This is a genomic window from Kibdelosporangium aridum, assembly GCF_900176515.1.
Lineage (GTDB): Bacteria > Actinomycetota > Actinomycetes > Mycobacteriales > Pseudonocardiaceae > Kibdelosporangium > Kibdelosporangium aridum.
Genome location: NZ_FWXV01000007.1, coordinates 243181 through 255739, shown reverse-complemented (window position 1 = coordinate 255739; position 12559 = coordinate 243181). Strand labels below are relative to the sequence as shown.

At 68.6% G+C, this 12559-nt stretch carries 9 protein-coding genes; 5 read left to right on the top strand and 4 right to left on the bottom strand.

Going from position 1 to position 12559, the window contains the following annotated elements; all coding sequences use genetic code 11:
• Positions 1-1152 carry an FIST signal transduction protein gene (locus B9C43_RS34670; RefSeq protein ID WP_160096889.1) on the bottom strand — a complete coding sequence of 384 codons (1152 nt, stop codon included), beginning with the start codon at positions 1150-1152 and terminating at the stop codon, positions 1-3.
• A gap of 199 nt (positions 1153-1351) precedes the next feature.
• On the bottom strand, positions 1352-3586 hold the full coding sequence (locus B9C43_RS34665) for a WD40/YVTN/BNR-like repeat-containing protein (protein ID WP_033385902.1): 2235 nt from the start codon (positions 3584-3586) through the stop codon (positions 1352-1354).
• Positions 3587-3975: 389 nt separating this feature from the next.
• Here B9C43_RS34665 and uvrC point away from each other — a divergent pair, with 389 nt between their 5' ends.
• The 5 genes from uvrC to B9C43_RS34640 all read left to right on the top strand — a co-directional run bounded on the left by uvrC (position 3976) and on the right by B9C43_RS34640 (position 9825).
• Entirely contained in the window at positions 3976-5952 is a 1977-nt protein-coding gene (gene uvrC / locus B9C43_RS34660) for an excinuclease ABC subunit UvrC (RefSeq protein ID WP_084431197.1), read from the top strand.
• Positions 5945-6817 (top strand): RNase adapter RapZ, encoded by an 873-nt coding sequence (gene rapZ, locus B9C43_RS34655; RefSeq protein ID WP_051896275.1) that lies wholly within the window; start codon positions 5945-5947, stop codon positions 6815-6817. Before uvrC ends, rapZ begins: the two co-directional genes overlap by 8 nt.
• Before the next feature lie 38 nt (positions 6818-6855).
• Positions 6856-7866 (top strand): gluconeogenesis factor YvcK family protein, encoded by a 1011-nt coding sequence (locus B9C43_RS34650; protein ID WP_143446807.1) that lies wholly within the window; start codon positions 6856-6858, stop codon positions 7864-7866.
• A complete protein-coding gene (gene whiA, locus B9C43_RS34645) occupies positions 7857-8843 on the top strand; it encodes a DNA-binding protein WhiA (protein WP_033385886.1) in 987 nt (328 codons plus the stop codon). Before B9C43_RS34650 ends, whiA begins: the two co-directional genes overlap by 10 nt.
• Before the next feature lie 106 nt (positions 8844-8949).
• Positions 8950-9825 (top strand): LLM class F420-dependent oxidoreductase, encoded by an 876-nt coding sequence (locus tag B9C43_RS34640; protein ID WP_084430975.1) that lies wholly within the window; start codon positions 8950-8952, stop codon positions 9823-9825.
• Here B9C43_RS34640 and B9C43_RS34635 read toward each other — a convergent pair.
• Together B9C43_RS34635 and B9C43_RS34630 are read right to left on the bottom strand one after the other, a co-directional pair.
• Positions 9822-11747, bottom strand: coding sequence for a helix-turn-helix transcriptional regulator (locus tag B9C43_RS34635; protein ID WP_084430974.1), 1926 nt, complete (start codon positions 11745-11747; stop codon positions 9822-9824). The two genes, B9C43_RS34640 and B9C43_RS34635, sit on opposite strands and share 4 nt — an antisense overlap.
• 52 nt (positions 11748-11799) lie before the next feature.
• A complete protein-coding gene (locus B9C43_RS34630; protein ID WP_084430973.1) occupies positions 11800-12408 on the bottom strand; it encodes a QsdR family transcriptional regulator in 609 nt (202 codons plus the stop codon).
• Positions 12409-12559: the final 151 nt, after the last annotated feature.

Genomic DNA, 12559 nt, shown 5'->3' with positions numbered 1-12559 from the left:
TCAACTGATAGCCAACACCGCGAGCGTCTGATTGTGGAAACCGTCGATCCCGCGGATCCGCGCGATCTCCCCGTATGTGTAGAAACCGGCGAACGGCGCCGTGCGCGCCCACTTGGCGATCCGCTCGTTCTCCCGTTTGATGCCTTCGTCGCCGAGCACGGCACGCAGCGCCGCGCAGCTGAACACCAGCAGGCCCACTGGTTCGAGATCGCCCATGTCGGCCAGCACGTTCTCGCAGACGGTGTCGGTCGCCTCGAGGATGGAGTCCTCGTCGCCGGTCATCGCCCACGTCAGCCCGCCGTGGTCGATCGCGGTCCCGCTGCCGATCGAGCGGCCCTCGATGTCGATCTCGGTGGAGAGGTTGCGGGCCTCGACACCGCTTCGCCGTTGCACGCCAAGCGGGCGGGACATCGCGAAGTCCATAAAGGCCTGTGGATCGGTGTACGCCTCCGGCGGCGCGCCCAGCCGGTCGAGGTACACGTCCATCGCGGGCCGGTCGTCCAATGTGTACACACGGCCGTTGCCCGCGCTCGTCACGATCATCGGGTCGCCGGTCTTGCGCCAGCCGTGGCCGACCGAGACGGCCAGTGGGGCCTCGGAGGCGATCGTGACGCCGGCGACCGCGTCGGTCAGCACCTGGTCGTTGCCGATCACGAGCGTGTGCGCCATCCGCCAGCCGTCACCCGCGGCGCCGCCGACGAGCGGGATGCTCGCGCCGACGACGCCGTAGCAGCCGCGCAGAATCGCTTCCTGGTCACGGATCCGGCCGTCAGTCAGGATCAGCAGCACCTTGTGCGGGAGATCCTCGCTCGCCTGCAGAGCACACTGCGCGATCTCCGCGCCCGCTTCACGCTGCCGCCCGGAGACCCCTTCGGCGACCGATGCGGTGACCTCGATCCCGGGCCCGCCGATGGCCGCGACGACCACCGTGCCGTCGGTCGGTCCGCCCGGGGCGATCTCGCCGTGCGTGGAACACCCGACAAGGGGGACGTCCGGGCAGGTGTCCCGGACACCGGCCAGCACCTCGGCCGGATCGTGGGTGATCGCGAAGAACACGATCAGGACCTTGGGATCCGTGCCGGTGATCGCGTCGGCGGTCGCCGCCGCGGCGGCGGCACGGCTCGCGTTGTCCGCGCTACGCGCGACCCCCATCCATCTTCTGCCCGGCTCGATCATGCGCCCTCCCGAGGCTGCCAGGTGCATCACCGTAGTCGGCAGGCCCACATCGGGTAACAGGGACTGGCCCTGTTACCCGATCGGAGCACGGTCCGTCCCGTTCATCGGGAGGCGACGAAACGGACACCTGGAGATAGGCGCGTTGCGGTGCTTTGTTCGTTAGTTTCTCGTTCTTCTACGGGACGGACGTCTCGTAAAGTCCGCGGCCGAATGTGGCCGCCACCAGCCGATGGTTGCGCGGGTCGTACTCGATGTCGTCGACCGCGACCCGCGGCATGCCGTGACCGAGCCGGCTCCAGTAGCCCGCGACCGCGGTGTGCCCGAGGAACACGCCTTGGTCCGTGGCCACGTAGATCAGCCCGGCGAAGCCGAGGATCACGTCGTTGACCGGCGCCGACGGCAGGTTGCCGGAGATGTCAGTCCACTTGGCCCCGGCCGATCGGGTCATGAGCACGTGCGCTTGGTCCGACCCCGAGCGGTACCCGGACAACGTGACGTACGCGGTCGCTGGGTCCCGTTCGGAGACCGCGATCCGGGTGACCCACGGCTGCCCGTCGAGCACCTTCGTCCACGTGGTCCCGAGGTCCCGGGTGATCCAGACGCGGCCGTCGTCGGTGCCCGCCCAGATCGTGCGCGGATCGGATGGTGCGGCGGCGACCGTGGTGATGGTGCCGTACGGATAGGTGTCCTGGCCTGGCCCGCCGGTGAGATCCGGGCTGATCGGCGTCCACGTCACGCCGCCGTCGGCCGACCGGTTGAGCCGGTTCCCGCCGTAGTACAGGACTTTCGGGTCGGACGGGTCGAACTGCAGCGGCGTGAACCAGTTGCGGCGCTCAGCGGTCGTCGCGGGGGCGAAGTACGTCATGGTGTCGCCGCCGTCGGTCGACCGGAAGCAGTTGCCGTACTGGTAGCAGGCGAAGACGTTCTGCTTGTCGGTCGGGTTGATGATGTTCTCCTCGCCGTCACCGCCGAGGTATTCGTTGAACCGGTCACCGTTCCACGACCGCAGCGACCCGTTGTCCTGCGTCCCACCGGAGATCCGGGACGTGTCCTGCGGGGTGATCGCGGCGCTGTAGAACTGCGTGTACGGCTCGTACTCCGCCTTGATCCAGCCGCCGAGACCGTCCGCGTCCGACCGGTACACGCCGCCGTCGTTGCCCAGGTACACGCGACCTGGCTTGCGCGGGTCCCAGATCATCGCGTGCTGGTCGACGTGGATCGTGGTGCTGTCGGCGGTCCACGTACCTCCACCGTCCTTTGTGGTCATCAGCGGGACGCCGGCGACGTGCACCTGCTTGCTGTCGTCGGGGTCGACCCAGATCTTGCCGAACCACCAGCCGAAGGAGGACTGCGACGACTTCAGCACGTCCGGTTCCGGCAGCCGCGTCCACGTCGCGCCCGCGTCCGCCGAGGTGTAGAAGCCCGCGAACGGCCCGGCGGTGCTGTTGACGATGGCGTATACCCGGCCGGGTTCAGAAGCCGAGACGCCGATGCCGATCCGGCCCACGTCCGGTCCCACGCCAGGCAATCCGCCACCGAGGCGCTGCCATGTCAGGCCGCCGTCGTCGCTACGGAACACACCGGAGCCCTCGCCGCCGTAGGTGCGTTTGACCGGCGTCCGGCGGTGATCCCACAGCACGGCGTACACACGGTTGGGGTTGGTCGGATCGATCTGGACGTCCACCGCGCCGGTGAACTCGTTGGCCACGTCGAGCACGCGCCGCCAGCTCGATCCGCCGTTGGTGGACAGGTAGACGCCGCGATCGCCGCCCGGGCTGTAGAGCGAGCCGTTGGCGGCCACGAAAATCCGGTTCTTGTCGATCGCGATCGCGCCGATCGTCCCCGAGTCGCGCAACCCGATGTTCCGCCAGTTCTTGCCGCCGTCAGTCGAGCGGTAGACACCGGTGCCCTCGTAGGTGACGCTGCCGCCGCCCGGGTTGGGCTCGCCGGTGCCGACGTACAACGTCCCGTCCTCGGCGGCGACTACCGCGCCCATCGCCTGCGTCCAGTCGTCCGGCCACGCGGGAGCGAAGGTGCGGCCCGCGTCCGTCGAGCGCCAAAGCCCACCACTGGCCGCGGCGGCGTACAGGGTGTCGGCCCGTTTCGGGTCCAGCGCGAGGCTCACGATCCGGCCGCCGATGTTGGTCGGGCCGGCTGAGCGCCAACGCCCGCCCACCACCGGCAGCTTCGCCGCCTCCTGCGCGGCGGTGTCGTGGGCGTGCCGTGGGATCGACTCGCCACGGATCGCTTTCTGCAGGAACCGGTGTTCCGCGGGTGCCGAGGGCCCGCGCACCGGACGGTATTCACCGGGTTGACCGGTGCCCGGGGGATCGGCCAGCGCGGGGGTCGGGGCCAACGGGGATAACAGGGTCAGGCCGGCCACCAGGACCAGACATCGGCGAACTCGCATCGAAACCCCCATGGGGTGAGCGGTTGGCAAAGGCGCCGTGACGTTACGAGCGCCCGCCCGGTCCGGACATCCGGCATGAGTGGGGACTTTTTGACAGATACTCGTCACACACATCCGGTACCGGTTCCGCGGGCTGGTCCCTACCAGATGGCATAGCTCGTCCCGGGAAAAATGGATGCTGTGAATACAGAAAGGACGTTGCGGCGCGTGGCGGCTTTTGCCGCCCGATTGCCGCCTCATTGTCACTGTCGTGGCGGCGCCGAGTAAGTTCCGGGCTGTCGCGGCGCCGGCGCTGATCTTGATCGCGTCTTCTTCGCGTACTGCGCGCTGGCCAGGCTCAGCCGGTAGTCACTCGTCAGAGTGTCGGACGGTGCGCCTAGGCTTATGTGGTGGCCGATCCGTCGACCGACCGTCGTGTTAGTTACCGCCCTGCGCCCGGAACCATCCCGGACGCCCCTGGCGTGTACAAGTTCCGAGATTCCGGCGGCCGGGTCATCTACGTCGGCAAGGCCAAGAGCCTGCGCAGCCGGCTGAACTCCTACTTCGCCGACGTGTCCGGCCTGCACCCGCGTACCGCGCAGATGGTCACCACGGCCGCGTCGGTCGAGTGGACGGTGGTGACCACCGAGGTCGAGGCGCTGCAGCTGGAATACAACTGGATCAAGGAGTTCGACCCGCGGTTCAACGTCCGCTACCGCGACGACAAGTCCTATCCAGTGCTCGCGGTCACCCTCAACGAGGAATTCCCGCGGCTGCACGTGTACCGCGGTGCGCGCCGGAAAGGCGTGCGGTACTTCGGTCCATACGCACACGCGTGGGCGTTGCGGGAAACGCTCGACGTTCTACTCAGAGTGTTCCCGGCCCGGACTTGTTCGCGGGACGTGTTCCGGCGGCAGTCCCGGATCGGCAGGCCCTGCCTGCTCGGCGACATCGGCAAATGTTCCGCGCCGTGCGTCGGGCGGGTGACCGCCGAACAACACCGCCAGATCGTCGACGATTTCTGTGAGTTCTTCGCAGGCCGCACCGATGTGATGATGCGCCGCCTGGAAAAGGAGATGCAGGAGGCGGCGGCCGAGCTGGAATTCGAACGGGCCGCGCGGCTGCGCGACGATCTCGGCGCGCTCAGGCGGGCGATGGAAAAGCAGGCCGTCGTGCTCGGGGACGGCGCGGACGCGGACGTCGTCGCCTTCGCACAGGATGATCTGCAAGCCGCCGTACAGGTCTTCCACGTCCGCGGCGGACGGGTCCGCGGCCAGCGCGGCTGGGTGATCGAGAAGGTCGAGGCGACCGGAACCGCGGGGCTGGTCGACCAGTTCCTCAGCCAGTTCTACGGCGACCAGGCCACCGCCGACGAGCCCATCGCCAGCAGTCCAGAGGAAAACAGTCCAGAGGAAAACAGTGCAGTGCCGCGCGAGGTGCTCGTCCCCGAACTGCCCGACGACGCTCCGGCGATCGCCGAGTGGCTCAGCACATTGCGCGGTTCCCGCGTGCAGCTGAGGGTTCCGCAGCGCGGGGACAAGCGTGCGTTGATGGAAACCGTGGAGCGCAACGCCAAAGAGGCGTTCGTTCAGCACAAGCTCAAGCGCGCGGGCGACCTGACCGCTCGTTCGGCCGCGTTGCAGGAGTTGCAGGACCAGCTCGGCCTGGACACCGCGCCGCTGCGGATCGAATGCGTCGACATCAGCCATATCCAGGGCAGTGACGTCGTCGCGTCGCTCGTGGTGTTCGAGGACGGCTTGCCGCGTAAGGCCGAGTACCGCCGGTTCGCCATCCGGGAAGCAGCGACGCAGGGCGATGTCGCGTCCATCGCCGAGGTCGTCCGTCGCCGGTTCTACCGGATGGTCAACGAGACCGCACCTGACGGCTCGAAGCCGGGCATCGACCCGGAGACCGGCAAACCGAAGAAGTTCGCCTACCCGCCGAACCTGCTCGTGGTCGACGGTGCCGGGCCGCAGGCCAACGCGGCCGCGGACGTGCTCACCGAAATGGGGATCGGTGACGTCGCGGTGATCGGACTGGCCAAGCGGCTGGAGGAGGTCTGGCTGCCTGCCGAGCCGGAACCGGTCATCCTGCCGCGCGCCAGCGAGGCGTTGTACTTGCTGCAACGGGTGCGTGACGAAGCGCACCGCTTCGCGATCGCGTATCACCGCCAGAAACGGGCCAAGCGGATGACCACGTCCGCCCTCGATGACGTGCCCGGTCTCGGCGAGACCAGGAAAACCGCGTTGATCAAGCATTTCGGCTCGCTGAAACGGCTGCGCGCGGCGAGTATCGACGAGATCAGCGGGGTGCCGGGCGTGGGCCGGCGCACCGCGGAGGCCGTCCTGGCGGCCTTGGCACGGGACAAAGAGGGGAACGATGTCTGAATCCGGTATCGAAGTGGCGGTGGTGACCGGCCTGTCCGGCGCCGGCCGCAGCACGGCGGCCAAGTGTCTTGAGGACCTTGGCTGGTTCGTGGTGGACAACCTGCCGCCTGAGCTGATCGCGACGATCATCGAGCTCGGTGTGCAGGCGCGGGGCGCGATCACCAAGGTCGCGGTCGTGATGGACGTGCGCAGCCGCGCGTTCACCGAGGACCTGTCGTCGGTGATCAAGGACCTGGACGCGCGCGGGTACAAGCCGCGGGTGCTGTTCCTCGAGGCGACCGACGAGTTGCTGATCCGGCGGTTCGAGCACGTCCGGCGCGGCCACCCGATGCAGGGCGACGGCAGGCTGATCGACGGCATCAAGGCGGAGCGGCACCTGCTGACGCCGCTGCGCGAGGAAGCCGACCTGATCCTGGACACGACTTCGCTGTCGGTGCACCAGTTGCGCGCCAAGATCGAGGACGCGTTCGGCGGCGCGGAGGACCTGCAGACCCGGGTGACGGTGTTGTCGTTCGGCTACAAGTACGGCCTGCCGATGGACGCCGACCTGGTGATGGACGTCCGGTTCCTGCCAAACCCGTTCTGGATCCCGGAGTTGCGTGAGCAGACCGGGCTGGACGCCGAGGTCCGCAACTACGTGCTGACCCAGGAGGGCGCCGAGGACTTCCTCGAGCGCTACCACGAACTGCTCCGGCTGATCGGCGCGGGCTACCGCCGCGAGGGCAAGCGTTACCTGACCCTCGCGATCGGGTGCACCGGCGGGAAACACCGCAGCGTCGCGATGTCCGAAGAGCTGGCTACCAGGTTGTCTAAAGAGGACGGTGTGGCGGTGAAGGTCGTCCACCGGGATTTGGGGCGCGAGTGAGAAATCGGTCCACGGAGCCGGAGCGGGACACTCCACGGGTGGTCGCACTCGGCGGTGGTCACGGGCTGCACGCCACACTGTGCGCGCTGCGCGAGATCACCCCGCACGTGACAGCCGTGGTCACCGTCGCGGACGACGGCGGCTCCTCGGGCCGGTTGCGCCGGGAACTGGGCATGCTCCCGCCCGGCGACCTGCGTAAGGCGTTGGTCGCCCTGGCGGGCGCCGACGACAACGCGAAACTGTGGAACTCGGTGTTCCAGCACCGGTTCGGCGGCACGGGCGCGCTGGCCGGGCACGCGATCGGCAACCTGGTGCTCTCCGGGCTGATCGAGGTCCTCGGTGACCCGGTCGCCGCGCTGGACGAAGCCGCCCGGATGCTCGGCATCACCGGCCGCGTGCTGCCCATGTCGTGCGAGCCGCTGGACATCGAAGCCGACGTGGAAGGCCTCGACGAGGACCCCGCCGCGATCCGCCGGATCCGCGGCCAGGTCGCCGTGGCCACGACGCCGGGCCGGGTGCGGCGGATCGGCGTACAGACCAATTCGGGTGATGTGCCGACCGCATGTCCGGAGGCATTGGCCGCCGTCCGTTCGGCGGACCTCGTCGTGCTCGGTCCGGGCTCATGGTTCACGAGCGTCCTGCCGCACCTGCTGGTGCCAGAGTTGCATCGCGCGCTTGTCGAGACAAAAGCGACGCGTGTGGTCGTGCTGAATCTCGTGCCACAACCGGGTGAGACGGCTGGGTTCTCACCAGAGCAGCATCTGGACGTACTCTGCGAACACGCTCCAGAGCTCCGCGTGGACGCGGTCATCGCCGACGCGAACGCGGTGCCGACGCCGGACCGGTTGCGGCGTGCCGCTGCCGCGCTCGGCGCGCAGGCGCACCTGGCCCCTGTAGCGACGCAGGGAGCCGCGGATCGTCACGATCCGGCAGCGCTTGCCCGGAGCCTGCGGCACGCGTTGGCCGGAACGACGAGCGCGACCGGCCAGGAGATGGTGGGATACGCAGGGCGTGAGCCCGGCGGGGGAGAGGAGGACACGTGGCGATGACCGCGGCAGTCAAGGACGAGCTGAGCAGACTGGCTGTGTCCAAGACATGCTGCCGCCGTGCGGAAGTGTCCTCCCTGCTGCGCTTCGCGGGAGGGCTGCACATCGTCGGCGGCCGTGTGGTGGTCGAGGCCGAGCTGGACACCGGTTCAGCGGCCAGGCGACTGCGTAAGGAGATCCACGAGCTCTACGGGCACCACGCCGACGTGCACGTGATCACGTCCGGCGGGTTGCGCAAAGGCACTCGGTACGTCGTGCGCGTGGTCAAGGACGGTGACGGCCTCGCCCGTCAGACCGGCCTGCTCGACCCGCGTGGTCGTCCCGTGCGTGGGTTGCCCGCCGCGGTGGTGTCCGGTGGCGTATGTGACGCGGAAGCCGCGTGGCGCGGTGCTTTCCTCGCGCACGGCTCGTTGACCGAACCTGGCCGTTCCTCCGCTTTGGAGGTCACGTGCCCGGGTCCTGAGGCCGCTTTGGCTTTGGTGGGTGCGGCTCGTCGCCTCGGTATCCAGGCCAAGTCACGCGAAGTCCGTGGCGCGGACCGGGTTGTCATCCGGGACGGCGACGCAATCGGTGCTCTGCTCACCCGATTGGGTGCGCATTCCTCAGTGCTGGCATGGGAAGAACGCCGAATGCGTCGCGAAGTCCGCGCGACGGCCAACCGCCTCGCCAACTTCGACGACGCCAACCTCCGCCGCTCCGCCCGTGCGGCTGTCGCTGCCGCTGCCCGCGTGCAGCGCGCCATGGAGATCCTCGGTCCGGAGGCGCCCGAGCACTTGACGGCCGCGGGCAAACTGCGGTTGGCCAACCGTCAGGCGTCACTTGAGGAACTCGGCCAGCTCGCCGAGCCGCCGATGACGAAGGACGCCGTCGCGGGTCGGATCCGCCGTTTGCTGGCCATGGCCGACAAGCGTGCCAAGGATCTGGGCCTGCCGCCGACCGAGTCCGCGGTGACCGCCGAGATGCTGGAGGAAGAGGTCTAAACCGGCGTCCGAGTTGCGCGGAGTGCCCCGTGCGCGCAGGTTGACCTGGAGCGCGCTCCAGGAGATAGCGTCGCTGGGTAGGCACTGCGAAATGAGGCGATCGACCGTGCGACTCGGTGTGCACATCACCAAGTTCGACGAACCCGCCGGCGAGATCCGTGACGAACTGGCGGCGGCCGCACAAGCCGCGGAGGCGGCTGGCGTCGGCTGGATTTCCGTGATGGACCACTTCTTTCAAATGGAGCACAACGGCGGTGCGGAAGCCGGGATGCTCGAGGCGTACTCCACACTGAGCTTCCTCGCCGCGCACACGTCGACGGTTCGGTTGAGCGCGCTTGTCACCGGCGTGACCTACCGGTACCCCGGGTTGCTCGCCAAGAGCGTGACCAACCTCGACGTGTTGTCCGGCGGTCGCGCGACGCTCGGCATCGGCGCGGCTTGGTACGAGCGCGAACACGTCGGCCTCGGGGTTCCGTATCCGCCGGTCGCCGAACGGTTCGAGCGTCTGGAAGAGGCACTGCAGATCTGCCTGCAGATGTGGGATCCGAACAACAACGGGCCGTACGACGGCAAGCACTACAAGCTGGCCGAGACGTTGTGCGTGCCGGCGCCCGTCAGCTCGCCGCGTCCGCAGATCATGATCGGTGGTGGCGGCGAGCGGAAGACGTTGCGCATGGTCGCCCAGTACGGCGACGCGTGCAATCTCTTCCTCACGCTGGGGCCTGACGAGATCCGGCGCAAGCTCGACGTGTTGCGTGAGCACTGCGATGCCGTCGGCCGTGACTACTCCACGATCCAGAAGACGATCGCCGGTGCGGGCGCGATGCTCGCCGAGACCGGGCCGGACGGGTTTGCCGAACAGATGGGCCAGTACGCCAAGCTGGGCGTGGACCTGGTGATCCTCATGCCTCCCGCGGGACGCGCGTCGCAGTGGATCGCACAGAACGCGGGCGCCGTGGCCGAACGGATCGCGGAGCTCTAGGCCTGCTCGTCTTCCAGGCTGGTGACGCGGCGGGCCAGTTCCACCCGCGAGCGGACGCCCAGCGTGGTGAAGATGTTGCGCAGGTGGTGGTCGACCGTCCGGTGGCTGATCACCAGCCGCCGGGCGATCTCCTTGTTCGTCTCGCCGACGGCGACCAGCCGGGAGATCGCCGCTTGCTGCGGGGTCAGGCCCGCGAGCGAAACGTTCGGTGCGCTGACCGTTTCGCCTGCGGCGCGTAACCCTGCTTCGGCGCGGGCGGTCCAGCGCTGGGCGCCGATGGACTGGAACACTCTCAACGCGGACCGGAACTGGTCGCGGGCGTCGAGCAGACGGCGCCGTAGCCGCAGACGGTTGGCGTACAGCAGTTGCGTGCGTGCCAGTTCCATGGCCGCGCCTGCTTTGCGGTGCAGGGCGATCGCCGTCTCGAAATGGGTGAGGTCGTCGGTGAGCAGGGCGTGGCAGCGGTGCGACAACGCCAGCCAGGCCGAGTTCCCGCCCGTGCGGACCCAGCCGTCGAAGACCTTCAGTGCACGTTCCGCGCGGTCGTGTTGTCCGACGAGCACAGCTGCCTCGACTAGTTGCGGCGTTGCCAGTGCCCGGATCGCGGGCTGCGTTCCGCTTACGCCCGCCGTCATGGTGTCCAGTCGCGCCAAAGCGTCCGCGGGACGGTCGTCGGCGAGGTCGAGACATGCGTATGCCCACGAAGCGATCGCGCACGGCCGGCCAAGGCCGCGCTTGGCGATCGCGGTGGCCGCGTTGTCCAAATGCGACTGGGCGGTCTCGCGGTCGTCACGCAAGGCGGCTGACAGGGCGAGCAGGGAGAGGTGTTCCGTCCGGGTAGTGCGCTGTGCGGTGGATGCGGCCAAACCTTCGCGCGACGCCTCCAGCGCGACCTCGTGGCGGTCGAGCACGATCGCCGCCAACGACAACTGGACGAGCGCCCACGGCAATGCCGCCTCCCGACCGGTCGGTCGGGCGCGGCTGACCGCGGCCGACGCGCACTCGAACGCTTTCTCGCCCAGGCCGAGCGCGAACGCGGCTTCGGCAGCCCACACCGCCGACGCCACGTCCGTCGCCGCCATGCCGAGCCGCACGACGTCGCGCAACGGTTGGGCGGCGTCAGCGTGCCTGCCTTCGAACGTCGCCGTCAGACCACGGAAGTGCGCCAACATCAGATCTGAAATAGGCAGATCTGATATAGGCGGCAGCGTGCGCGCCATCGCGCGGTAACCGCGCACATCACCGCACAACCGGCGGGCCTCACCGGCCAATAGCAGCGCGGGACTCGGATCGTCCAGTTGAGCCGCGGCGGTGGTCAGTTCGTGGACGGCGACAGCCGGATCGCCGTCACGCAGTTCGATTTCGCCGAGCAACAACGCTGTGCGACCCGCGTCCGCACCAGCCCGGGACAGCAGTGTCCGCGCCCAGTCGGGGCGATCGGCGTGCCACGCGTGCTGTGCGGCGTCGACTGGGCTGCCCAGCTCGGCGACCAGCCCGACCAGTGCGGACGGCAGCTCGCCAGTCCACTCAGGACAGCCGGAGATCAGGACCGCGAGACGGTGACCGGTCACCCGCCGGGCGACGAATCCCAGAACGTCCATGGTCTCCCGGTCCAGCCACTGTGCGTCGTCGGCTTGGACCAGCACGGGGGACAAGCCGATCAGGAGTTCGTGCACCGCACATCGCAACTGGAGTGGCGAGCCGCGCAGCGTCTGACGCAGGTCGTCAGCGGACAGTACTGGCAGCAGCAGACGATGCAGCGCGGCGAACGGCAGGTCGCGTTCTGACTGCAGCCCGCAGATCCGCAACACCGTGAAGTCGTTGGCAGGCACCAAGTCCGGTGCCGCACCCAACAGCACGCGGCTTGCTCCGAGCCCGGCGCGCGCGTCCGCGAGCAGCTTCTCGTGCCACGCGGACGACATGGAGGGCCTCCTCGGTGAGCGCCCTGACGATGAAACACCAGCGCGAAGTGTTTCACAACCCCACGGTCGGCTCTGGAGCCGTCACCCGCCCTTCCACCAACGCACCGAGCAAAGTCGAGGCGGCCGCCAAATCCGGCGCGCGGGAAGCCAGCACATCGGAGTACAGGAACGCCTCACCGAGCCGGACGATCGCGTACGACAGGTTCTCCAGGCTCACCACCGGCACGAACCCGCCGTCCTCGACGTCCCGGCGCAGCAGTTCGACGTGCGCGGTCATCACCCGCGGCTGCACCCGGCCCTGCGGATCGGTCAGCACCCGGATCGCGACAGCGGGCTCGTCGTTCAGGAACTGGCGGAAGCCGTGGTTGCCCGCGATGTCCGCCCGGTAGCGGCGCATCACCTCCAAGCACCGCAACTGGCCATCCGGGTCGCGGACCGCCGATCCGTGTTTGGTCTGCCAGTCCCGTTGCGCTGCCTTGAGCGTCCGGTCGCCCATGTACCAGAGCGTGTCGCCGAGCAGGTCCTCCCGGTTGCCGACCCGGCGGAACAGCGTGGTCCGCGAAATCCCCAGCTCGGCGGCCAGAGTGCGGGTGTCAAGCCGGATTCCCCGGTCGATCCAGTGCGCGGCGACCCGGACGATCTCTTCGGCGGTGGGGCTCACGACGGCAGCGTACGGCGGTACGCCCTAGTACCCGCCCGGCGCGCGTGAGGACTGGCGATTCCACCGATGCGCGCGGCGCTCACCGCTTGCGACAGTCAGTCACTGATCGCGTCCGACGCTCAACGAAGAGTCGATTGGAGAACAGCGCATC